The organism is Hwanghaeella sp. 1Z406 (assembly GCF_048892425.1).
Classification (GTDB): domain Bacteria; phylum Pseudomonadota; class Alphaproteobacteria; order UBA8366; family Aestuariispiraceae; genus Pacificispira.
Genome location: NZ_JBLZHU010000005.1, coordinates 272,382 through 294,833 on the forward strand (window position 1 = coordinate 272,382; position 22,452 = coordinate 294,833).

Genomic DNA, 22,452 nt, shown 5'->3' on the forward strand with positions numbered 1-22,452 from the left:
TAATATTTCGTCCAGAATAGATTACCTAGTAGGGCGTCCTGAGGAGATATTTCATCGCTATTTTTCTTTGAACCGGGGGGTGTATGAAAATCTTGTTGATCGGGATTATTGGTCTGGGGATTATTCTGTTTGTTGTAGGCGTTTGGTTTTGGACATCGGACAAGCCGCGCACTGAATTACAGGCGCGGTATCTGGAACGGCCGTCCGACCTTGTCGACGTGTTGGGGATATCCCTGCATGTAAGAGACCGCGGCCCGCGCGACGGGCCCGTCCTTATTATGATGCATGGATTTGGGTCCAGTTTGCATACATGGGACGGATGGGCAGATGAATTGGCAGACCGCTTTCGCGTCATTCGCTTTGATCTGCCTGGCAGTGGATTGTCCATGCCGGACCCGACAGGAGACTATTCTGATGCCCGGACATTGGACATTCTAAACATCTTAATGGATCAGTTGGGCATCGAAAAAGCAGCAATGATCGGCAATTCCATTGGGGGGCGATTGGCCTGGCAAATGGCGGCCAAATTTCCGGAACGGGTTACGAAGCTGGTTCTTGTCTCCCCGGATGGATATGCCAGTCATGGATTTGACTATGGTAAGGCCCCGGATGTTCCGATATCGATCACTCTGATGCGGTATTTCCTGCCGAAATTCCTGTTGAAAATGAGCCTGCTGCCGGCCTATGGCGATCCCAGTCGTTTGGACACAGACACGGTTGATCGGTATTATGATTTGATGCTGGCCCCTGGATCGCGACAGGCCTTGATCCATCGCATGGAACAAACGGTGCTGGTCGACCCGGATCCTCTGTTGGCCACAATACAGGTGCCCGTTCTGCTGGTATGGGGCGAAAAGGATGCGATGATCCCGATATCCAATGCAGCAGACTATCAGCGGGTACTACACGACAGCACCCTGGTTCGGCTTGAAGGGTTGGGCCATGTGCCGCAGGAAGAAGCACCAGCATTAACACTGCCCCCGGTTCGCGCCTTTCTTGAGCGCAAATAGTAACTATTCGGGGGTGGCCTTAGACGGCGTGTCGCGGCGGCGTGCGGCGGGGAAACTTAGTGTAACCGTTGTGCCTTCACCAACGGTGCTTTCAATCAGGATTGTTCCATCATGGTGATCCATCAGGGCCTTTGTGATCGACAGGCCCAGGCCGACACCATCAATGACGCCCCCATCACTGCCCATGCTGCCATGATTGCTGCCGCGTTCGAAGGCGTTCTGAATGCGGGGCAGATCCTCTTTGGGAATGCCAATGCCAGTGTCGCGTACGATAACATCCAAACTGCCCTGAGGACCTTCCGTCAATTGCAGCTCGATAAATCCGCCGCGTTGGGTGAACTTAATGGCATTGGTGACCAGATTGATCATCATCTGCTTGGTGGCGTTCCGATCTGCGAACAGGACTGCATCCCGCAAGGGGGCATCCCTGTCAGGCTGCAGCAATTTAAGATGCTTCTGGGGCAGACCCAGCGACATCATGTCCGACACTTCATCCAATATCGGCCCAATCGGAAACTCACTTTCACGCAACTCGGATTCTCCCAGTTCAATTCGGGACGTATCCAGGATCGAATTCACCAGCGATAAAAGATGCATGCCGCTCATATAAATATCTTCAGCATAATTCTTGGCACGATCGCTGACGTCGCCCGCATAATTCAGTCGGATCATATCCGAAAAGCCGATTATGGCGTTCAAAGGTGTTCGCAACTCGTGGCTCATCCCCGCCAGGAAGTTTGATTTTGCCTGACTGGCCCGCTCTGCGGCAACGCGCGCCTGGAGGAGTTTTTTGGAAGTGTCCAACAAGGATACATTCGCCTCTGCCAACTTATCCAGCTGGCGCATATGTCTCCATACGATAAATCCAGACGCGACCAAGACCGCGACCACCAGAAGTATCAGGAACCGAAGACCAATCAGAATACGATTCTGGGAGTCTTGTCGCCGTTCCGCCATGTCCTGATTGATGCGCGATGCGAAGGACGCAAATACGGCGTCATATCCATTCAGATATCTTAGTGCTTGTGACGCCAGGGCAGGCACGTCCTCGGGCTGCGCGTTCCTCAGCTTGTTAATGATTGGGTCCGCGTTTCGGGTCGCGTCCTGAATCAGGGACAGTTTTTCAGCAAATTCTCCATCAACATGCCCACGATAGGGCGGGCGCATGGGCAGACTGCTGATTCGTTCATAAAGAATATCATAAGACAGGATGGTTTCTTCAACATTCGCATCGGCGTCAGAATGTGCCAGTTCAGTCAGGCCCAATCGAATTTTCGTATAATGGGTGCGCAGCTGATAGGCTGCGATTGGCGCACTTTCATAATTGATTTGTTGAAGGAAGATGCGTTGGGAAATTAGGATTATGAACAGACCTAACAGAAAAAAAACACAGATCGCCATTGCGATTACAAAAGTCCGTGTGGAGACGATCCGGCCCGTTGGGGTTTGGCTCATTGAAATGCAATCCGTTCAATCTGCCAGACAGAACGGGCGGAATACTCCATTCCTCTGAGTTCAGAGGCACTATCAAATGGATAGATCAGCCACAATGGGCCTTTTTCCCGGATCGTCATAACCTTACCATTTCGTGCCCAGGCTAGGATTGGATCAAATTCTTTGATATCACTGGTGGGCACTGTCACCTCATACCCATCCAGGGCTGTTACAAACATGATTGTCCCATCGGCACCGGTTGCCTCCATCAGTTTCGATAGCCGGCATCCGGTGAATTCTGAAACACCCACATCCCAGGGGGTGGATGTCGTTATAGTGAACGTGTCCAGGTTCGCCAACATGGCGTGATCGAATACGGCCCTTTCACCATGGTTCTTATTGGTGATCTTTCCTTCTATGGTCAGGATGATTTTGCCCTTGGGTTTTGACAAGGGGGTGTCGGCATGAAGTCGCTGCAGGGACATCAGGTTGAAGAGCATGATGACAGAGAGAAAACACACGATGTACTTCATTGAAATCTCCCAAATGTTACCGTCTGGGCAGGATTACGGTGTAATCTAAAGACAGGACAAGGTTATCCCCCGACTCCTGGAACTCTGTGCAAGGCTCGTTTTTGATTGCCCTTGTTACCACTCGTAAGGCTCCAATGTCAGACCGGTTTTGCAGGGCGATACATTCCTTGACCTCGGTCCAGGCATAAAGCGTGTCACCGGCATAAACGGGTGCTGAGTGACGTCCTGCATTGATGGCGGACAGAATGCATGCATTTGCTAAACCGTTATAAGATAGCGCCCGGGCAAGGGCAATGACATGCCCGCCGTAAACCAGGCGTTGGCCGTCGGCACTGTTCTTCATCTTCAAACCGTCGAAATGAACGCGCGCCGCATTTCGGTACAGCCTGGTTGCGGTCATATGTTCTGCGCCTTCTACCGTGACGCCATCAATATGATCGATTTTTTCACCGGCCTGAAAATCTTCCCATCGATAGGGGGATCCTGTGCGCAGGTCATTCCAGTTGCGGTTCAACCTGTGCGGCGGGACGGTAATCGGGTAGACATGGTCAGGTAGATCCGGAACATGAGAGTCTCGCGGGGGGCTGTTTGGGTCTCGTTTGGGGATCAGAACCCAGCGGATGAATCGAAGTATAGGGACGTCACGATGGTCCAATCCTTCGGTTAGAACATAGACAATACCACTGTCCCCGGATGAAGTTTCGCGCAGGCCAATAACCTTTGACCGGGCGGAAAGCGTTTCACCTGTAAAAACCTGCGCCAGAAAATCGCATCCGGCATAGCCCAGATTGGCTTTAGCGTTGCGGGAGATATCAGTGACCGATAGGCCAAATACCGCATTGAACAGGAAAATATCATCAATGGGTGCCGTGCTGTAGCCGACATCCCGCGCAAACTGATTAGACGTCTGAAGCGTGAAACGATTGCCGGTCAGGGCATGATACAGGGCTACATCGCCATCGGAAATCGTCCTGGGGGCACCATGGATGATAACTTCATCAAGTGTGAAATCTTCAAAAAACCGCCCATTGGAGGATTTGGATCCCTTTGTGCCAATGGGGCCTTGAGAGGAAGCCAAAGGTGACATTTGAGCATTCTCCTGAACGGATGAGAGAAGCGGCGAAAAGACTATACAGGGTATAATCCTGTGAAATCAGACATATGGACCTGCCATTACCTAGGTACTCATCATCCGGTTCGACTATATTTACTCCTTTTCCGTTGAGAGGTCTTCAATCATTTGCGCCAGGGTCAGGATGCGCCGTGCGTTCTCAACGTGCAAATTTTCAACAAGTTTTCCATTCAGCACCACGACCCCTTTTCCGGCAGACTGGGCTTCCTCAAAGGCCGCAATAATCTCTTTGCTGCTTTCCACTTCCTGCGCGTTGGGTCCAAAGGTCTGATTGGCCTGATCGATGGTTTTTGGATGGATCAGTGTTTTACCGTCAAACCCCAATTCCAGCCCTTGCTGACAACTTTCCGTGAATCCCTGATCATCAGACAGGTCCAGATGCACGCCATCTAATGCCGCCAATCCATAGGCGCGGGCAACCAGAACAACGTGGTTCAGGCTGGTCATGAACGGCAAGCGCTGGGGTGTATGCAGGCAATGCAGTTCTTTCGCCAAATCGGACGTCCCCATCACGAAACCAGCCATGCGCGGTGACGCGGCGGCGATTTCTTCGGCGTGTAGCACACCCATGGGCGTTTCAATCATGCACCAGATGGCCAGATCGGCGGGACCGCCCGCCGCATCCAGGATCGACAGCGCCTTGCGCACCGCATCCGCGCTTTCGACCTTTGGCAGCAAAATTCCATCCGCGCCGCAAGATGCCAGGTCGGACAAATCCTCACGCCCCCAGGGGGCGTCCAACGCGTTTACGCGCACCAGAATCTCGCGTTTTCCATATCCGCCCTCCGCTAAAGCCGCAGCGATGTTGGTACGGGCAGCGGCCTTGGCATCCGGTGCAACGGCGTCTTCCAGATCCAGAATCAGCACGTCTGCCGACAGAGTGCGACCTTTCTCCAAGGCGCGGGGATTGGATCCTGGCATATAAAGAACGGAGCGACGGGGGCGGGCAGATGCAGGCATTCACAGTCTCCTGTAAGGGATTTTCCACTAGTTGGAATGTATTTCATTTTTTTAGGGGGTTAAATTCTTTTCTCGCGTCTGCACAGTTTTACTGTGTCGCTGGTGTGTCGCCGGGCATTTTCTTCCGTGCCAGATTCTCTCGCCAGGTCAGCAATAATGCGCCGCATACAATCAGACCTGCCCCCACCAGGCTGTATAGACCCGGTATTTCATTGAATACGATCCAGCCGTAAACGCTGGCAAAAATCAGTGTTGTATAGAAGAACGGGGCGGCGACATTCGCTTCTGCCATGGCGATGCCTTTCAGGAATAGGGACTGTGCAGATACCATGATGACGCCCAAGGCGACCAGCATGACCCATTGTATGGGAGTTGGTGGTTTCCAGAAGAAAATCACGGCAATGCTGATAATCAGGGCCGCGACGCCATTATTGATTGCCAGAATCTTCAACGGTCTTTCGCGCCCGCTCAGCAGTTTGATGAAAATCAGTTCGACCCCCAAAAAGGCGGCTGCGGACAGCGCGATCAATGCAGCGGGTTGGAACGTATCCAAACCTGGTCTGGTCAGGACCATGGCACCCAAAAAGGCAATGCCTGCGGCCAGCCAACGCCAGGGGCCGATGGTTTCCCGCAAGAAAAAGATGGCAAAAATCATGCTGAACAGCGGGCTTAGAAAGCTGATAGCCGTCGCATCGGTCAAAACCATCAACCCGGCGGCGGCGAACATTCCGATCACCCCGCCAAGCCCCAAGAGAATTCGCCCCAGATGCAATAGCCAGGGTGTATCGTTCAGCGTGACGCCTCGCATCATTGCGATGGGTAGGATCGTGCAGGCCGCGAAAAAGAACCGGGCCCAGGAAACCTGAACCGGATGCAGGGCTGCTTCTCCCGCAATTTGCGGCCCTAAGGCCCGCGCGATCAATGTTGTCATCGCCACCAGGACGCAACACATAACGATATAGGCGGCGCCCTGCACATTGTTGGGGGCGGGCGCTTTGAAGATATAGGACTGGCTTGGCACCGAAAGGAACACTCTCTAGAACAGAGGATAGGATTGCAGCGCAATGATAGGAATGGGTTTCCCGATTGGCAATGTCGGGAGTAACCCTTTAAACAAGCGCATCGCTGATATCCCGCACAATGTTAGGCGCACGAGGTACCATGGCCATTTTATCCATCCAATCGCATGTTGCTTACGGTCATGTGGGAAATGCCGCGATAACCTTTCCGTTGCAACGTTTGGGGCGCGAAGTCTGGGCGGTTCACACTGTCATGTTTGCGGCCCATGCCGGCTATGGTCCCCCAATGGGACCGGTGTTTTCTGCGCAAACCATACGGGATGTTGTTTCCGGGCTGGAGCAGATGCAGGTGCTTCCCCGATGCAAGGCAATCCTCAGCGGCTATTTGGGAGATGCGGATTTGGGTGCGGCTGTTCTGGATGCTGTGGCAACAGTCAAGCAAGCTAACCCGTCGGCTCTATATTGTTGTGACCCTGTTATGGGGGATGTTGCGCCTGGCATTTATGTGCGCGATAACATTCCAGCCTTTATGAAAGAACGTGCAATACCCGCCGCTGATATTGCGACCCCGAATGTGTTTGAATTGACCCTGCTGACCGGTATCGCGGTAACGGATATCGCATCCGCTCTGGCTGGGTGTCGGGCCCTTCTGGCGCTCGGCCCCAAGTTGATATTGCTGACCAGTTTAGAGGGGGATCAGACCCCACAGGGGCATATAGAAATGCTGGTTGTGACACAGCAGGCCGCGTGGCTGGTTTCCACACCCAAGCTGGATCTGAATCCTGCGCCGAATGGAGCGGGGGATTTAACGGCGGCCCTGTTCCTGGCATTTTATTTGGAAAATCGACAGGCGGATGCGGCTTTGGCGCGAACCGCCGCGGCCGTGCACGCAGTTTTTGGCGCAACCCAGGCGGCTGGGACGCGGGAATTGGCGTTGTTGGATGCCCAGGATGATATCCTGCACCCGAGACAGCTGTTTCAGGCGAGAATTGTTTCGTAATAAATTTTGTTAACCTTATTTAATACGAGGCATTGCAAAATTGCGCTAATATGCGAAATATCTCGGGCAAATAATGTCGTGCGCTGGATGGGGCGATGGGCGCGGACAAAGGACAGTGAACAGTGGATGAGGCGCTGAAGCCGACAACCGAGCAACAGGATAGCCTGCATATCCTGCCATTATGTATGATTCCGATAAAAACACCGGCTTTGCGCCGCGCCTGCCTGGTCAAAAACAGCCGGCTGGAAACAGCCGTTGAATTGTTCAGGGACAAGGCGGGGGTCAGCGGTCAGCTGTATGTGCAGGACCTGCCGGATTTTTTTGAAGAAACGGACGCTGAAAGTCTGCCCGACGATATGGTAAAAATCCGGGGCTTGGACAAGATGCCCAGCTTCGACGTTTATTCCTGTCGGATCTCCTTGCGCGCGCTGGGCATCGCCGTGAATGATGAAGAATACCTCAAGCTCTCTTCGGAGCGTCAGGCGATCCTGGCGGATCGAATGCGGGAATTCACCAGACCATTGATCGCGCAGGTTTTTGGCACGGATGTGGACGGGCTGGATGAAAGCATCGATCTGATCGCGATGTTGCGTAACCCGCATCAGGAGGATACACGCTCTAATCTTGCGAAATTAGCGCGAGAGCTTGATGTGAAGGTGATGGATATTCCCCGGTTCGTTGAAGATTATGGGGATATCTTCCTGTCGCTGGCCTATTTCCGGGACTGCCTGGATAAGATTGCGCCGACCGTAGAGCGATTCATTGTCTGGCTTCAGGAAATGAAGGGGGCCTGGACCATTCGCAATGATCGACCCAAAGAGCGAATGATCGATCAGGTCGAAGCGGATATGAAGGAAATTGTCCGCCTTATCAATTTGCGTTTCGACACATTCGACCGCAAAACCCATGATTTCTGGGATAATGCCTCTGCGGAGCATTTCAAGGCCGTTCGGCAATATATTACCAGCCACCATACCTCTGTTGGCGGCGTCCTGTGTGGTCTGACCATGAAAATGGATTCCTGGAAGACCCGGTTTCCAAACAAAAACCCGGGTGGACCCCAGGCTCGTTTAGAGTTTTTGAATGGTGAAATCCTACCTGGCCTGGATACGATCAAGAAACTGGAACGCTCTGCAATTGATCTGAAGTAGCGGCTTTTGTGATTGAAATACTGGTTGCTTAACTTACGTGAAAACCAGTCTTTTAATAACAAATGGGCACGGATTGGGCTGTTTAACCTGCTTCTTCGCCATGATCGGTTGCCGTACACGCTATGTTTAGTTCTGAATTTTGGAATATTTATGCGGAGGCGACAAAGACCGCTCTTGGCTTTTTCTGGAAGGCCGGGTGGGCTTTTGTCCTGGGGTATTTTATCAGTGCAATGATTCAGACCTTCGTGCCCAAACGGAATTTAACCCGTGTTATGGGCAAGGCTTCGCCTCAATCTATCCTTTTTGCAACAGGCTTTGGCGCCGTATCTTCCTCTTGCTCCTTCGCTGCCTTGGCAGCCGCTAGGGCTCTGCTCAGCAAGGGAGCGCATTTCATTGCGGCGGTCGCGTTTATGTTTGCCTCAACCAATTTGGTTATCGAGCTGGGAATTCTGATTTATATCTTTCTGGGCTGGCAGTATTTGGCCGCCGAGATTATCGGTGGCTTGATCCTTATTGCGATCAGCAGCGTTTTAATCCGCCTGACCTATCCCAAATCTTGGATGCAGCGCGCCCGCGAGAAGGTGGAAGGAGAAGCCGAATCCGGCACGGACGATTTCGATTGGCGCCAGCGGTTGGTTAGCCGGGAAGGCTGGCAAATGGTCGGCCATACCTTCGTGATGGATTGGCTGATGGTCTGGAAAGAGGTGCTGATTGGCTTTGTCGTTGCGGGCTTTGTCTCTGTCCTCGTTCCACCAGCAGTCTGGGGCCAGATATTCTTGATCGATATGACATCGACACTGCCAGCTTGGGTGATCGCTGTTGAAAATGCGCTGGTCGCACCCTTCGTTGCGGCAGCCACCTTCATCGGATCAATGGGTAACATCCCACTGGCAACAGTGCTCGCCTCCAATGGGGTGATGTTTGCCGGTTTGATGGGTTTCATCTATTCCGATCTGATGGTGCCTCCGCTGGTTGCCGTGAATGCAAAATACTATGGTTATCGCGTCGCCCTGTATATCGCTGGTATCATGTATATCAGTATCGTCGCCACCGCGCTGATCCTGTCCGGCAGCTTTGCCCTGCTGGGAATTTCCCCGGAAAGTGCGCGCACGGTCACTGATATCGTTCAGTTCCAGATTGACTACACATTCTGGCTGAACCTGGCCTTTATGGCCGTGACAGCCAGTCTTCTCTTCTTAGCCTCCAAACACAAACATGACGGTCATGGCCATGATATGGAAGGCGATGGCCCGATCAAACGTGTTGCTACCGCAGGGGCGATAGCGGTCTTAGGCGGAGGGGTTCTGGTTTGGGCCTTTGTCTGATGGTTATCGTATTGCAACAGGTCGTCCTTTAACGTCGCTCTTATCAAGCGGGGATAAGGACCGGAAATTCATCCGCCTGCAGCGGATCTCCGTCTTTTAACTGGACCTGAGTGAAGGGCGGGGAGGTGACAATACCCTCGCGCCGGGCGAACCGTACCCCATCGCCGACCAGGCGCAGGGAAAAGGCGCGGCGCTGTTCGCTGGGGCTGTTGTTTGCCGGTGCCCCATGGATGGTCCGATAATCAAAGGCAATGGCATCGCCCGGGGATACGTCCCAGGAGACAATGTCATAGTCGCCCCGGTTCTCATTCACATTGGGGATATCTTCCAGGATATCATTTTCGTTCAACGGCTGACCGTTAAACCGCTGCGGGCGATAGAATTTGCCCCATAGGTGGGACCCTGCGATGAATTCGACGCCCCGTTCACGCGGGACCTCATCCAGGGGAATCCAAAGGCTGGCCGTCTTGGGGCCATCCACACAGTAATAGGGCATATCCTGGTGCCAGGGCGTTGGCACCCCAGCCTGAGCCTCTTTGACCAATACATGTTCGTGAAACAACTGCACCATCTTGCTGTCCATTAACTCTGCCCCGATTTCTGCGGCGGGAGAGTTAAAGATAAAGTCCTTGTACTGGGGGATACGCTGCCAATTGCAATAGTCGACGAAGAAGCGGCCACCGCCATTCTCCCCGGTATAGATACGGGCCGTCGGATCTGGTTCACGCATGTTCAGGGCAACGCCGTCGCGCAGCGTTTCAACCCAGTCCTTAAACACACCCCGCATTACAGTCACGCCATTGTTGCGGAACTCTGAAACGGTCCGTTCATCAAGATGCTGTGTCATGTCTACTCCGCGCGTTGAAAGGGCTGAGGGCATCTTTACAAAACATTAGTCATCAAAGATAATAATATTAATGTATACTCAATATCAAAAAATCAAATCGATAACTCTGAAACAAATCATTTATGCGCTGGCGGCTGCGGATGCGGGCAGCGTGACGGCGGCGGCGCATAATCTGCATGTGTCACAGCCATCGATTTCTACCGCCATTGCGGCCTTGGAACAGCATTATGGTCTGAAGCTGTTCACGCGGCATCCGGCCCACGGCGTCTCGCTGACACGGTTTGGTGTGAAGGTCATGGCGGAGGCCCACCTGTTATGCGATCAGGCGCAAACAGTTGCCGCACTGGCAGGCCCCAATGCAGGATTAAGCGGTGAAATCGGCCTGTGCTGTTACGAGGCGATTGCGCCTTACATCCTGCCCCGGCTGCTAATGCGCCTTCGGGAAAAGCTGCCCGACGTCATCGTCCGCTATACGGAGGCGGATATGGAAGGGGTGGCCAACACCCTGAAACGGGGCGCGGCGGATCTGGCCATCACCTATGATTTGGGTCTGGAAAGCGATATGCTGACCCAGACGATCTATAGCTTACAGCCCCATGTGATCTGTCCGGTCGATCATGAATTTGCCGACAGAAAGAGTGTGTTTCTGTCTGAATTGCATAATCAGAAACTGGTCCTGTTGGATCAACCGTTAAGCGCCCAATATGTCCTGGGGCTTTTGAGGGCCAGCAAGGTTGATCCCATCATCACGGCACAGGTCCGTGGCTTTGAACTGCTGCGGTCACTGGTCGCCAATGGGTTTGGCATTGCTGTTACCCACACTCATCCCAAAACCGCCGTCACCTATGATGGCCGCCCCATCTGTTCCATCCCCATCGCCGATGATCTGGCGGAACAGCGGATCCTGCTGGCCTATATGCCCCAAACCCAAATCCGCCCCGTCCTGAAAGCCGCCCAGGCGGAAATCATCAGCCTGTTTGCAAACGACTAATGCATACAGCAGAGGGCGCAAATTGTGCGCCCTCAAACTGCATGATATTTTTGAATTGGTCGGAGAGGCAGGATTCGAACCTGCGACCCCCTGCTCCCGAAGCAGGTGCGCTACCAGGCTGCGCTACACTCCGATAGGGTGCGATCGGATGATGGCGAACCATCACCATAAAGCGGAACGGCTTATAGCGCTCCGGCTCAGGCGGTGCAAGATGTGGATTGCATCGGGTCCTGGAATTTTCAAAACCGGCGGGAGTGCGATAGGCTTGCGGAAATAGACAGCAAGAGGGTGTTTCTTCAGTGATTACGGATGTTCTGGATTTTTGGTGCACGCAGCATGGACCCAAGGATTGGTTTGCGCGGTCCGACGCGTTGGATGCGGCGATCCATCAGCAATTTTCTGATCTGCATCAGTCATTTTGCGATAGCAGCGAGGCGGCCTGGGCGGTGTCGGATACGCCGCTGGGCGCGCTGGCGGTGGTGATCGTGCTGGATCAGTTTTCCCGCAATTTGTATCGCGACTCGGCAAAGGCCTTCGCGATGGATCCATTGGCCCGGGACATTGCCCGCTATGTCATTGCGCGCGGATTTCATACCGATCCCGGTCTGCCTACCCTGTCGGAGCTCTTCTTCTATCTGCCATTTGAACACAGTGAATCCCTGGCAGACCAGGACTGGTCCTGTGCGCTGATCGCCAGTATGGGGGATGAAACCTATGACGAATATGCCAGGCAGCATCGCGACATTATCGTTCGGTTCGGGCGCTTTCCCCATCGCAATGCGGCGCTTGGTCGGATCAGCACCGATGCAGAGCGCGACTTTCTGACCCAGCCAGGCTCTTCTTTCTAGGCATCGGGGCCAAATGCCTTTTCCTGACGCGGCGGGTCCAGTATGACTTTCGCACGTCAACAGATAATCCCGCCCCTTCTTCTCTTTGAGTTGTGATGTCCAGTCTCCGCCCCATCCTGCCGCTTATTCTGGCCACTGTGTTCAGTATCATCGGCCTTGGCATCATCGTGCCGGTGCTGCCCTTTCAGGTGACGGCGCTGGGCGGTGAGTCGGGCGCGGCGCCGCTGATTTTTTCTGCATTCTCCATGGCTGCTGTGATCAGCGCACCGGTTTGGGGCTGGCTGTCTGACCGGATCGGGCGCAAGCCGGTGCTGCTTGCCTCTGCTTTGGCGACGGTGCTGTCTTATCTTTGGCTGGCGAATGTTGAGGGACTGGCTGAAGTTTATGCCAGCCGGGTCATGGCGGGGCTGGCGGCGGGATGGTTCACAGCGGCGGCGGCCTATGTGTCGGATGTGACATCGGATGCAGACCGGGCAAAGGGTATGGGGATGCTGGGGGCTGCTTTCGGGGTCGGCTTTTGCATCGGGCCAGGCCTGGGTGCCTGGGCGGTCGGGGGCGATGCGCCAAATTATGCGCTGCCCGCCTATGCGGCGGCAGGCTGTGCGGCGCTGGGCCTGTTGATCGCGGTGCTGTTCGTTAAAGAACCCGCGCGACACAGTGACGACCAAATCGTTCGCTTTGCCACCAATGTGCTGCGCAACAACAATATCTCCCTGTTATTGGTGCTGCATTTCACAATCCATCTGGTCTTCACTGCGATGGAAGGGGTATTTGCCATTTGGGCGGCCGCAGAATTTGGGCTGGGCGCGCGGGATGTTGGGTATTATCTGGCCTTTTCCGGATTGATCACCGTGCTGGTTCAGGGGGGATTGGTGCGCCGTGTTGTGCCCATATTCGGGGAGGCGCGGGTGATCATCTTTGCGGCTGGAACACTGACTGCAACGATGCTGGCGATCCTGATCGTGGACGCCCCAATAATGATCCTGCTGCCCATGGGCCTGCTGGCGATCGGGATGGGGTTGCACAATCCGGCCATGCAAAGCCTGTTGAGCCAGATTGCCCCCAAGGCAATGCGTGGCGGCACATTGGGCAATGCCCAAAGCGCCCAGTCCTTCGCGCGAATCTTAGGGCCTGCCTGGGGGGCGGCGGTTTTCAGCGCCTTTGGGCCGGACTCCCCTTTTATCATTGGCGCGGTGATCTTCGTCGGAGCCACCATTTTCGCCTATTATCTGGCGCGACGGTTTCCCAAAACCGTAGTCTGAGCCGCTGAACCCGCCGTCAATTATCAGCGGATGCTTAAGCGTTGGATATAGGCTATACTGCGCTGAATGGACCGGACCCCCGGCCCTCCCCTTCATGAATGGGCGATACTGTGTCGCCATTTGCGCGGGACCCCGTTTGGGGCCTACCCCCGCTTTACTCGGAGAGTCGCATGGCAAAAGCAAAACCTAAGAAAACGCAGACGGTTGTTTCAAATACTCCCCTGACGGCCGCCCCTCGCGTGCCTTCGGGTAAGCCCACGGCCGTTGCGCAATTGAAGACATTTAAGGCGGAATTGGACCGTGCCCCGTCGGGTATGAAAAAAGATGCCGCCCTGCGCCAATACGCCATCGCCGATGCCGCGATGAAGGACAATAATGATCGCGGGCTTTTAAAGGCGCTGGAGGAAGCAAAGAAACTGCTGCGCTGAGCGATATTTACAGCGGGCCCGCCCTTCAAGACGAAACGCTTCTCAGGGAGAGGGTGCCTATGTCGTCGTCACCCCGGACTTGATCCGGGGTCCAGGGCGGCAGGCACGATGGGCGTGGGTGGCCCTGGGCTGTCGCCTGCGCGGGAGCGACGGCATTGTTTGCAGATATCACCACCCTCCTGTGAGGGACGGCAATGCCGCGTGCTTTCATCGGGAGAGTCTAGGCTGCTGCCGTCTTCTGGTCGCCCTTAAACTGCAAGGCCGTCAAATAAGCCTTCACGGTGGCATCGAAGCCCATCCACAACGCATCTGCTGTGAAGGCATGACCGATGGAAACTTCGTCCAGCCGGGGCAGGGCGCGGATCAGGTTCGGCAGATTCTCTGTTGTCAGGTCATGTCCGGCATTGATCAACATGCCGGCATCCAGCGCCGCCTGGGCCGATCTGGCATAGCGGGCCAATAACGCGGCCTCGTCCGCCGTGCCAAAGGCATCAGCATAGGGGCCGGTATAGAGTTCGACGCGGTCGGCCCCCAGGGCGGCGGCTTTTTGCATGGCCGGGGCCGGATCGTCGGTCGCATCCATGAACAGCGCGACACGACAGCCAAGGCCTTTTAAGGTGGCGATTGTCTGCTTCAGCCGGTCAGCCTCGCCAAACACATCCCAGCCACTGTCAGACGTGGCAGCATCGGGGGAGTCCGGGACCAGCGTTGCCTGATCCGGGCGGACCTTGTTGATGATGGCCAGGAAATCATCGAAGGGATTGCCTTCCACATTAAATTCCACCCCGCGCGCGGCCCATCCTTCATCGCGGATCATCGCGGCGATGTTCATCACATCGCTCTTTCGGATATGACGCTCATCCGGGCGCGGATGCACGGTCAGGCCATGGGCACCCGCCCGCAGCACGGTACGGCCCGCCTCAATGGGATCGGGATAGCCGACATGACGCTGGTTGCGCAGCAGGGCCACCTTGTTCAGGTTCACAGACAGTTTTGTTTCAACGCGTTTCATACCAGAAATCCCGAACTTTGCTTAATTGGCTTTAGATATAGGATGTTCACAGCACTTTGATAGGGCCATTTTGATGAAATCGTGCTGGACCTTTCGCAGGGATTGGTTGATAAGCCGCAGATGGTTTTGTCCGATAATATAAAAGGCGCGTCCTTGATGGCGGCCAGCATGGCGGCGTTTATCGTCAATGATACATTGATGAAACTCGCCTATGATTTCGTTTCCATGTATCAGGCGATGTTGCTCCGGGGATTGGCCGCGACCGCAATGATCGTGGTGATTGCAGCCTGGCGACGCGAGTTGAAAGTCTCCGTTCCAAAGCGGGAGCGCGGCATTCTGGCCCTGCGTGTTCTGGGGGAGGTCGGGTCCACCACCGCCTTTCTGACGGCCCTGTTGCATATGCCGTTGGCCAATCTGACAGCCATCATGCAGACCATGCCGCTGGCCGTGACTCTGGCCGCCGCCGTGTTCCTGAAGGAGCCCCTGGGCTGGCGGCGCTGGTCGGCGATTGCGGTTGGATTCTGTGGTGTTCTGATGATCGTGCGGCCGGGGTCTGACGGGTTCAACAGCTTTTCAATATTGGCGCTGGTTGCGGTTGCCTTTGTCGTGCTGCGGGATATTTCGACCCGGCGGCTGAACGCCCAGATACCCTCAATCTTCGTTTCCCTGCTGACCTCCGTCGCGGTCACGGTTCTGGCGGCGGTCATGGCCCCGACGATGGAATGGCGCCCCTTAAGCGGGCACGCGCTTGCCTTGTTGGGCACGGCGGCCGTCTGTGTGATTTTCGGCTATATCTTCAGTGTGAAGGCCATGCGCGTTGGCGAAATCGCCTTCGTGGCCCCGTTCCGCTATACGATCATGATCTGGGCCATCCTGCTGGGGATCTTCGTCTTCAACGATTACCCCAGCCAATGGACCCTGATCGGTGCCGCCATCATCGTTGGCACCGGCGTCTATTCCTTCTACCGCGAGCGCAAACGTCGCCTGCTGGCCGCCAAAGTCGCACCGCGCAATCCTTAAGGCGGGCGGGCGGGGTTACCCCCGCATCCGCTCTGCCTTCGGGTCGAACAGGGCTTCGGTGATCAGGGTGGCCGTATGGGGCACCCCTAAGATTTCGATCTCGAACTTGCCGCCCTCGATAATGCGTTCCTTGGGGATCATGCCAATCGCGACGGACTTGCGGGCCCAATGGGCGTAGCCGCCTGATGTGACATAGCCGATGACCTTGCCGTCCTGCCAGATCGGCTCGTCTGCGACACAATCAGCAGATTCCGGGCTGTCTGGCACATCCACGACGAAGGTTGCCAGATGGTTGGCAGGTGGATTTTCGCGCTCTGCAACGGCAACATCCCGACCAATGAAGTCATTCTTCTTGAAATTGCAGAAACGGTCCAAGCCGGTTTCTGCCGGGGTGAAGTCCGGGCGGAATTCCCGCAGCCAGGAACCGAAACTCTTTTCCAGCCGCAGCGACATCATGGCCCGCATGCCAAAGGGTTTCAGGCCCAGATCGGCCCCGGCACTCTTTAAGGCTTCATACAGCGCAACCTGATGATCGCGATGGACATAGATTTCATAGCCCAGATCACCGGTATAGGTGACGCGGTTGACCAGGGCCGGGATCGGTCCGATCTCGATGGCTGTGCAGCTCAGGAAGGGCATGGCGGTATTGGACGTGTCGCTGTCGGTGACGCGGGACAGCAAGTCGCGGGCGTTCGGCCCGGCAATCTGAAAGCCGATCCGCTCCAGCGACACATTGCGCAGGCTGACCGATCCGTCTTCGGGCAGGTGCTGTTGGAACCAGCGCATATGGAAGGACTGGGCAGAGAAGGAGGCGGTCAATTGCACCTCTTCTTCCCCCAGGCGCGCCATGGTGAAATCCCCGATGATCTTGCCCTTGGTCGACAGCATCGCGGTCAGCGCGATTTTGCCGACGGCAGGCACGCGGTTGGTCATGATATGGTTCAGCCAGGCCACGGCACCCGTGCCAGTGACCAGATACTTCCCGAAATTGTGGATCTCATTGATGCCCACCGCTTCCCGCACGGCGCGGCATTCGGCCCCGATGGCGTCAAAGGCACTGGAACGGCGGAAGCTTGGCGTTTCAAACAGCGGTTCGCCTTCGGGTGCGAAATAGTTCACATGCTCCATGCCATAGCCAGAGCCGAAGACCGCGCGTTCTGCCTTCCACAGGCCATAGGCGGGTGTGGTTTGTAGCGGGCGACCGACCGGCAGTTCTTCATTGGGGTAGGAGATGGAGAAGCGCCGCTGATAATTTTCCGTCACTTTCATGCGGGTATAGGGCCGGGTGCAGTAATCGCCAAAGCGCGCGACATCCATGGCATAGACGTTGCGGCTGGGCTCGCCCTCTACCATCCATTCCGCCAGCGTCAGGCCGACGCCGCCGCCCTGGCTGAAGCCTGCCATCACGGCACAAGCGGACCAGTAATTGCGCAGGCCCGGCACTGGACCGACCAGTGGGTTGCCGTCTGGCGCGAAGGTGAAGGGACCATTGATCACAGTCTTGATCCCCGCCGTGCCCAGCACGGGATAGCGCTTGAACGCCGCGTCCAGTGGCTCTGAAATGCGGTCCAGATTGTTGTTCAGCAATTCATGGCCGAAATCCCACGGTGTGCCATTGACGGCCCAGGGGTCACAGTCCTGCTCATAAATCCCGATCACCAGCCCGCGGCCTTCCTGGCGCAGATAGGTCTCCCCCGCCGGGTCCATGACATGGGGCAATTCGGTCGGGTGGTTATAGACTTCGGGAATGTCGTCGGTGACCAGATATTGGTGTTCCATCGGGTGCAGCGGCAGGAAGACGCCCGCCATCTGCCCGACCTCGCGCGCCCACAGGCCCGCTGCGTTGATCAGGTGTTCGCAGGTGACCGTGCCCTGTTCAGTGACCACATCCCAGCCGCCATCGGCGCGGGGATTGGTTTCCAGCACGCGGTTGCGCAGCACGATTTCTGCGCCGGCCATGCGGGCGGCCTTGGCATAGGCATGGGTCGTGCCCGACGGGTCCAGATGTCCGTCCAGCGGATCATACAGCCCGCCCAACACGCCCTCGACATTGGTAATCGGCGACAGTTTTTGGATTTCCTCCGGCCCGACGATTTCGGTGTCCAGACCCATATAGCGATGCTTGGCACGCTCCGCCTTCAGGTAATCCAGCCGGTCGCGGGTCGTGGCAATCGTGACCCCGCCGACATGGTGCAGGCCACAGGACATGCCCGTGATCTCTTCCAATTCCTTATACAGGCGGATCGTATATCCCTGCAGGGCGGCCATATTGGTATCGGCATTCAGTGTATGAAACCCGCCCGCCGCATGCCAGGTCGACCCGGAAGTCAGTTCAGACCGCTCAATCAGCAACAGGTCCGTCCAGCCCAGCTTGGTTAAGTGATACAGCACCGAACACCCAACAACACCCCCACCAATAACGACAACCCGGACATGCGATTTCATGGAAAACCACCCTTTGCAACAGCGTCAGAAATTCAAAATCCGCCGCACTCTGCATCGGTTTTTCAGGGATGAAAAGGGAGTCGCAAATGTGATATTTGAGGGGTCGCTGTCAGGAAAACCAGCATGAAGCTCTTTGCACGGAATCCGTATATTGAAACCTTAAGCTAAAAATATGTATATTTTAGATTTTATTTATTATAAAAAGCCATTAAAGGTGATGTCATAAAAAGACTTAAAGGGTTTCATAATGCCACGAAAACAAAAGAATTTTAAATTTCCCAAAAGAAATAGACAAGCTGTGCATCTGCCGGAGAATCGGATTCAAATTTCTGAAATGTATTTCGGATCTATTGATGCAACAGATGAGCTAGATGCGAATAGCAAAGATATTAGGAATAGATTTTTTGAGACATTTTTTATGCCCGAGGGTGTAAATATTGAAGATTTTATAAATGGAAATAAATATTTTATTTATGGATTAAAAGGAACAGGAAAAACTTCGTTTTTAAGATATATTCAGGAATATGTCCTAAGACAAAATGAATCAAATATTGAACCGGAGCTTTTTCGTTTTAGATCAGATTTCCCACGAGAAATCTATGATGACGTTCGAAAGGCCTTTCTCAATGGTAAGGAGATAAAATCTGAGGATCGATCATCCATATACAGAGATTTGGATTATGAAGATGTCTGGATTTACATAATACTAAAAAGAATTTCGACTATAATAAAAGATCCAAAAAACAAATTATATGTAGATGATAAACACCTTTCTGAATTTTTAAAATATGCACAATCAATTACGCAAAAAGAAGAATCTAGTAATATATTTAGGTTTTTACCTAAAATAAAAGATGGGTCGGTGCGCCTTAGTTACAATCCTAAAATAGATTTAAAGTTTGAATTTGATGATCATGAAAATAACTTAATAAGTTTCCATAAATATTCAAAAAATCTTGAGGAATTATTTTCTAAGTTGACACCTGTATCAGAAAGTAAATTTTATCTTTGCTTTGATGAAATTGATCCGCGTACAGGTGCTGGAGTTCTTTTTGAGATAGATTGTATACTTATTAGAGATCTTATTGTTGCAATAAAACGATTGAATAGGGTGCATTCAATTCAATCTAGAAGCGTATATTTTTTGGCCGCAATTCGATCAGAAGTATTAGAAAAAGTTAAGTATCTCGGTAAAGAAATACAAAAGTCATTGGAGCAATTTGGTCTTTGTATGAACTGGGGCGATCATGGAAAAATAGATATCCATCATCCACTTGTTAAAATGATCTGCAAAAAAATTTCTTATTCTGAAAAAAATTGCGGTGTATTGACTGCAGAAATTGGAAATATTGAGACATATATTTGGCCAAGATATTTTAGAAAATCTAAATATTATCAATTAAATCCAAAATTTATATTAGATATGTCTTGGCATAGACCGCGTGATATTGTTAGATTACTTTCAACTTGTAGGGATATTTCTGGTAATTCCAGAGAAATATCTGAGGGATTAATTTCAAGAGCACGAAAGCGCTATTCGAATCTAAGCTGGAGTGAGATTAGTGAGCATCTAACAATTTCCATTGATCCCTTCTCTTTAGAGGGTGTTGATAAGGTGCTAACAGGAATACAAAAAGAATTCACACAGGAGGAGTTTTCTGAGATTCTTTTCCAAAGAGCTTTAATTGATACATCTACTGAGCGTTTAAGTAGAAGATACAAATCAGCTGATATATTGTACTTTTTGTATAAGGCTGGCGCTGTGGGTACTAGAAAGGGTTCATTTGAAAGATATGTGTTTCGAGGAGATTCTGATCCAGATTTTTCAGGGATTTTTTGTATCCACAACGGACTATATTCACATTTCTCAATACGATTTTCATCCCGAGATTATTCGAAAAGAAGTTCTAAAGATTAATTTTTAATAGGGGTGAAAACTATCTCATCCAGGCGTTTTTCACCGCATCAAAAACCGCACCACCTTCCGCGACCGATCCGAAAACAGGTTGGGTGTGAAATAGCTGCCGGCGGTGCGTTTGGTGACTTCGGATAGGGTGGGGTAGGGGGCGATCAGGCTGGCGAGGGTGCTCATTTTCTGGCGGTTTTGTACGGCCATGATCCAGGGGAGCAACAGGTCCCCGGCATGGGGTCCGACGAGGGTGCAGCCCAGCGCCCGGCCCTTCGTGTCGACGATTGCTTTGACCAGCCCGTCGGTGCGACGTTCGGCCTGGGCGCGGTCGCGCTGTCAGCAAAAATAGCAGTAAAATTATTCCAAGCTGATCAATTGAGTTCTGAAAGTATTTTGCAGCCTGGATGCATCCCCTGAAGGCACGCCCGCAATTTTTGCATGTTGGGGCCATGCGCTGACCGCAGCGGCAATTTCTGCCAGGATTCTTTTTATTTTTGTTATTTTTATTCCGGCCATTTTTGCGAATGCCAGAAAGTCTTCCGGTGTGAAATCATCGCGTTTCCCATTCAGGCTCATCTGATGTTGGCTGGTCCACGCGCCATCCGGGTTATAGGAATAAGCGATGTCAAAGGCGGGCGCTAGGCGCCATGTCCCCGCGCGATCCATCAGGAAGGCGATGTTCTTGACGTGATCGTCTTGGTTTCGGGTGATGACGTTAAAGAGGGCGCGGCGATATTGCTCTTCAATGCTGGGCATCGGAATACTGAGTAATTTTAGAGTTTGGATTGCTTGTTCGTAAGAGTAGGCACCGGCCATATTGAAATCGAAATGTTGCAGGGCGCATAGGCTCTGCATGTGAATTTTTTCACCTGATGTGGTTCGGTCAAATCGTTTGGTCATGAAATGCGCCCGCCCACCTTCCTCATGCAGGCGGCATGGCGTCATTTTGATTCCTGCCTGCCGGGCCATCAGGAAATAGGCATATTCAATACGCCCAAAACCTTGCGGATCCGCGATTTCCTTATCACGATTGCCGTCGATACCGTCGAATTTCATAATCCAGTAACCGAATTCCGGATCGTTGGGGATCTGACCCGATCGGAATTCACCAGTCTTTTCATTCCAGGCAAGTATTGCTTTCGCCCGGGCTCCGCCTGCGGACGTGCCGACACGCAGGATGTCTTCAATCGCGGATTGGTCATCAATGCCGTCGAATCGGCCGTTCAGGGTTCGGCGCGTGTCTAGGGCCTGATTGGCCAACTCAACCAGTGCTTCGATTTGGACTGTTCTGCTGGTGTTCGCGACGGAGCCTCGGCTTGGCTGAAACTCTAACGCGCCCATGCCTCTGGACCCGGTGTAGCACAAGCGATCAACGGGATTGAAACTGGCGGCAGTTCGGTTCTCGCGCGCCAGCCAGGCATCGATCAGGGCGTTCCCGAATTTATCCGGCAAGCTGTCCGCCAGCAATCCAGGCAGGCCTTTGAAGGTTTGTTGGTTCAGGTTGGGGAACTCATAGGGGGCGTCGCGCAAGGGCATGGTCAGGGGCGCGACCTCAATCCCACTTTTGGCAAAAGCTCCTGTATATTGGAAAACGCCGATCTGACGATCCTCCAACCAGGAGACAGCGCCGATCTCTGATCCCCATAGTAAAACCCGTGCGTCGGTCATTTTGTCGACCCGTCATCAGCCCAGGTCCAGGGCTCAGCCTCGGTTGGCTTTCGGCGCGCCCGCTGGCGCTGTTTCCCCTTGAATTGGACTCTTTCGATTGGGCGCACTGTCGGATCAGGAATGAAGTTCTCTAAATGATGGTGAAGATTCAGGGCTAACATCACGCGAATGATGGTATCGAAGGAAACCCCGCCTTCGCCTGTTGCAAGGCGGGTTAGGGTGCGCAAGGAAATACTGGCCCGTTTCGCCAGTTCGGATTGGTTCATATTCTGGCTGAGCCGAACCGCTTCCAGTCGGGCGCAGAGATAGGTTTCAATCTCTGCACTTGAGGCGATTTTAAAGTCAATTTTTTGCGTCATTTTTCGCGCTTTATAGACGTATTAAGAGATAACACGCGAATTATAGCGTATAATAAGGTTATACAATACTAAAAAATATAACACGCAAAATATCGCGTT

20 protein-coding genes, 1 tRNA gene and 1 pseudogene are annotated in these 22,452 nt (G+C 53.4%); 10 read left to right on the forward strand and 12 right to left on the reverse strand.

Features of this window, described 5'->3' with window-relative positions; genetic code table 11:
- Positions 1-83: 83 nt before the first annotated feature.
- Entirely contained in the window at positions 84-1,010 is a 927-nt protein-coding gene (locus ACOSDR_RS12435) for an alpha/beta fold hydrolase (protein ID WP_420724744.1), read from the forward strand.
- A gap of 3 nt (positions 1,011-1,013) precedes the next feature.
- Here the strand turns inward: ACOSDR_RS12435 and ACOSDR_RS12440 are convergent, their stop codons facing one another.
- The 5 genes from ACOSDR_RS12440 to ACOSDR_RS12460 all read right to left on the reverse strand — a co-directional run bounded on the left by ACOSDR_RS12440 (position 1,014) and on the right by ACOSDR_RS12460 (position 6,090).
- On the reverse strand, positions 1,014-2,465 hold the full coding sequence (locus ACOSDR_RS12440; protein WP_420731476.1) for a sensor histidine kinase: 1,452 nt from the start codon (positions 2,463-2,465) through the stop codon (positions 1,014-1,016).
- Complete coding sequence (locus ACOSDR_RS12445) at positions 2,462-2,977, reverse strand: molybdopterin-dependent oxidoreductase (RefSeq protein WP_420731477.1); 516 nt, start codon at positions 2,975-2,977, stop codon at positions 2,462-2,464. The genes ACOSDR_RS12440 and ACOSDR_RS12445 overlap by 4 nt, the downstream gene beginning before the upstream one ends.
- Before the next feature lie 16 nt (positions 2,978-2,993).
- A complete protein-coding gene (locus tag ACOSDR_RS12450) occupies positions 2,994-4,064 on the reverse strand; it encodes a MaoC family dehydratase (protein WP_420731478.1) in 1,071 nt (356 codons plus the stop codon).
- Positions 4,065-4,184: 120 nt separating this feature from the next.
- Positions 4,185-5,069: an HpcH/HpaI aldolase/citrate lyase family protein gene (locus ACOSDR_RS12455; protein WP_420724740.1), complete on the reverse strand. Its 885-nt coding sequence runs from the start codon at positions 5,067-5,069 to the stop codon at positions 4,185-4,187.
- A gap of 88 nt (positions 5,070-5,157) precedes the next feature.
- Positions 5,158-6,090, reverse strand: a complete 933-nt coding sequence (locus ACOSDR_RS12460; protein ID WP_420731479.1) for a DMT family transporter — start codon at positions 6,088-6,090, stop codon at positions 5,158-5,160.
- Positions 6,091-6,230: 140 nt separating this feature from the next.
- Between ACOSDR_RS12460 and pdxY the strand changes: the two genes are divergently transcribed.
- The 3 genes from pdxY to ACOSDR_RS12475 all read left to right on the forward strand — a co-directional run bounded on the left by pdxY (position 6,231) and on the right by ACOSDR_RS12475 (position 9,564).
- Positions 6,231-7,088 (forward strand): pyridoxal kinase PdxY, encoded by an 858-nt coding sequence (gene pdxY / locus ACOSDR_RS12465; protein WP_420731480.1) that lies wholly within the window; start codon positions 6,231-6,233, stop codon positions 7,086-7,088.
- Positions 7,089-7,210: 122 nt separating this feature from the next.
- Complete coding sequence (locus tag ACOSDR_RS12470) at positions 7,211-8,239, forward strand: hypothetical protein (RefSeq protein ID WP_420724737.1); 1,029 nt, start codon at positions 7,211-7,213, stop codon at positions 8,237-8,239.
- Positions 8,240-8,361: 122 nt separating this feature from the next.
- The gene (locus ACOSDR_RS12475; protein ID WP_420731481.1) at positions 8,362-9,564 is read left to right on the forward strand and encodes a permease; all 1,203 of its coding nucleotides are present in this window, start codon (positions 8,362-8,364) and stop codon (positions 9,562-9,564) included.
- Between the two features lie 43 nt (positions 9,565-9,607).
- Here ACOSDR_RS12475 and ACOSDR_RS12480 read toward each other — a convergent pair whose 3' ends face one another.
- The gene (locus ACOSDR_RS12480; protein WP_420731482.1) at positions 9,608-10,411 is read right to left on the reverse strand and encodes a phytanoyl-CoA dioxygenase family protein; all 804 of its coding nucleotides are present in this window, start codon (positions 10,409-10,411) and stop codon (positions 9,608-9,610) included.
- 70 nt (positions 10,412-10,481) lie between these two features.
- Between ACOSDR_RS12480 and ACOSDR_RS12485 the strand changes: the two genes are divergently transcribed.
- Complete coding sequence (locus tag ACOSDR_RS12485) at positions 10,482-11,402, forward strand: LysR family transcriptional regulator (protein ID WP_420731483.1); 921 nt, start codon at positions 10,482-10,484, stop codon at positions 11,400-11,402.
- Between the two features lie 56 nt (positions 11,403-11,458).
- Here ACOSDR_RS12485 and ACOSDR_RS12490 read toward each other — a convergent pair.
- Positions 11,459-11,535: transfer RNA gene (locus ACOSDR_RS12490), tRNA-Pro, on the reverse strand.
- A gap of 166 nt (positions 11,536-11,701) precedes the next feature.
- On the opposite strand from ACOSDR_RS12490, the gene ACOSDR_RS12495 reads away from it, so the two are divergent.
- The 3 genes from ACOSDR_RS12495 (at position 11,702) to ACOSDR_RS12505 (ending at position 13,940) form a co-directional block, all read left to right on the forward strand.
- The gene (locus tag ACOSDR_RS12495) at positions 11,702-12,250 is read left to right on the forward strand and encodes a DUF924 family protein (protein ID WP_420731484.1); all 549 of its coding nucleotides are present in this window, start codon (positions 11,702-11,704) and stop codon (positions 12,248-12,250) included.
- A 95-nt stretch (positions 12,251-12,345) separates the two neighbouring features.
- On the forward strand, positions 12,346-13,512 hold the full coding sequence (locus ACOSDR_RS12500) for an MFS transporter (RefSeq protein WP_420731485.1): 1,167 nt from the start codon (positions 12,346-12,348) through the stop codon (positions 13,510-13,512).
- A gap of 170 nt (positions 13,513-13,682) precedes the next feature.
- Positions 13,683-13,940 carry a hypothetical protein gene (locus ACOSDR_RS12505; protein ID WP_420724730.1) on the forward strand — a complete coding sequence of 86 codons (258 nt, stop codon included), beginning with the start codon at positions 13,683-13,685 and terminating at the stop codon, positions 13,938-13,940.
- Between the two features lie 220 nt (positions 13,941-14,160).
- Here ACOSDR_RS12505 and ACOSDR_RS12510 read toward each other — a convergent pair whose 3' ends face one another.
- Positions 14,161-14,952 (reverse strand): pyridoxine 5'-phosphate synthase, encoded by a 792-nt coding sequence (locus ACOSDR_RS12510; protein WP_420731486.1) that lies wholly within the window; start codon positions 14,950-14,952, stop codon positions 14,161-14,163.
- Between the two features lie 81 nt (positions 14,953-15,033).
- On the opposite strand from ACOSDR_RS12510, the gene ACOSDR_RS12515 reads away from it, so the two are divergent.
- Positions 15,034-15,972, forward strand: coding sequence for a DMT family transporter (locus ACOSDR_RS12515; RefSeq protein WP_420731487.1), 939 nt, complete (start codon positions 15,034-15,036; stop codon positions 15,970-15,972).
- Between the two features lie 15 nt (positions 15,973-15,987).
- On the opposite strand, the gene ACOSDR_RS12520 is transcribed toward ACOSDR_RS12515, so the two are convergent.
- The gene (locus ACOSDR_RS12520; RefSeq protein WP_420731488.1) at positions 15,988-18,417 is read right to left on the reverse strand and encodes a GcvT family protein; all 2,430 of its coding nucleotides are present in this window, start codon (positions 18,415-18,417) and stop codon (positions 15,988-15,990) included.
- 247 nt (positions 18,418-18,664) lie between these two features.
- Here ACOSDR_RS12520 and ACOSDR_RS12525 point away from each other — a divergent pair, with 247 nt between their 5' ends.
- The gene (locus tag ACOSDR_RS12525; RefSeq protein WP_420731489.1) at positions 18,665-20,335 is read left to right on the forward strand and encodes a P-loop ATPase, Sll1717 family; all 1,671 of its coding nucleotides are present in this window, start codon (positions 18,665-18,667) and stop codon (positions 20,333-20,335) included.
- A gap of 39 nt (positions 20,336-20,374) precedes the next feature.
- On the opposite strand, the pseudogene ACOSDR_RS12530 reads toward ACOSDR_RS12525, so the two are convergent.
- The 3 genes and pseudogenes from ACOSDR_RS12530 to ACOSDR_RS12540 all read right to left on the reverse strand — a co-directional run.
- Positions 20,375-20,647, reverse strand: a pseudogene (locus ACOSDR_RS12530) (dihydrolipoamide dehydrogenase); the annotation flags it as partial.
- 36 nt (positions 20,648-20,683) lie between these two features.
- Positions 20,684-21,994 (reverse strand): type II toxin-antitoxin system HipA family toxin, encoded by a 1,311-nt coding sequence (locus tag ACOSDR_RS12535; RefSeq protein ID WP_420731490.1) that lies wholly within the window; start codon positions 21,992-21,994, stop codon positions 20,684-20,686.
- On the reverse strand, positions 21,991-22,353 hold the full coding sequence (locus ACOSDR_RS12540) for a helix-turn-helix domain-containing protein (protein WP_420731491.1): 363 nt from the start codon (positions 22,351-22,353) through the stop codon (positions 21,991-21,993). The genes ACOSDR_RS12535 and ACOSDR_RS12540 overlap by 4 nt, the downstream gene beginning before the upstream one ends.
- Positions 22,354-22,452 lie beyond the last annotated feature (99 nt).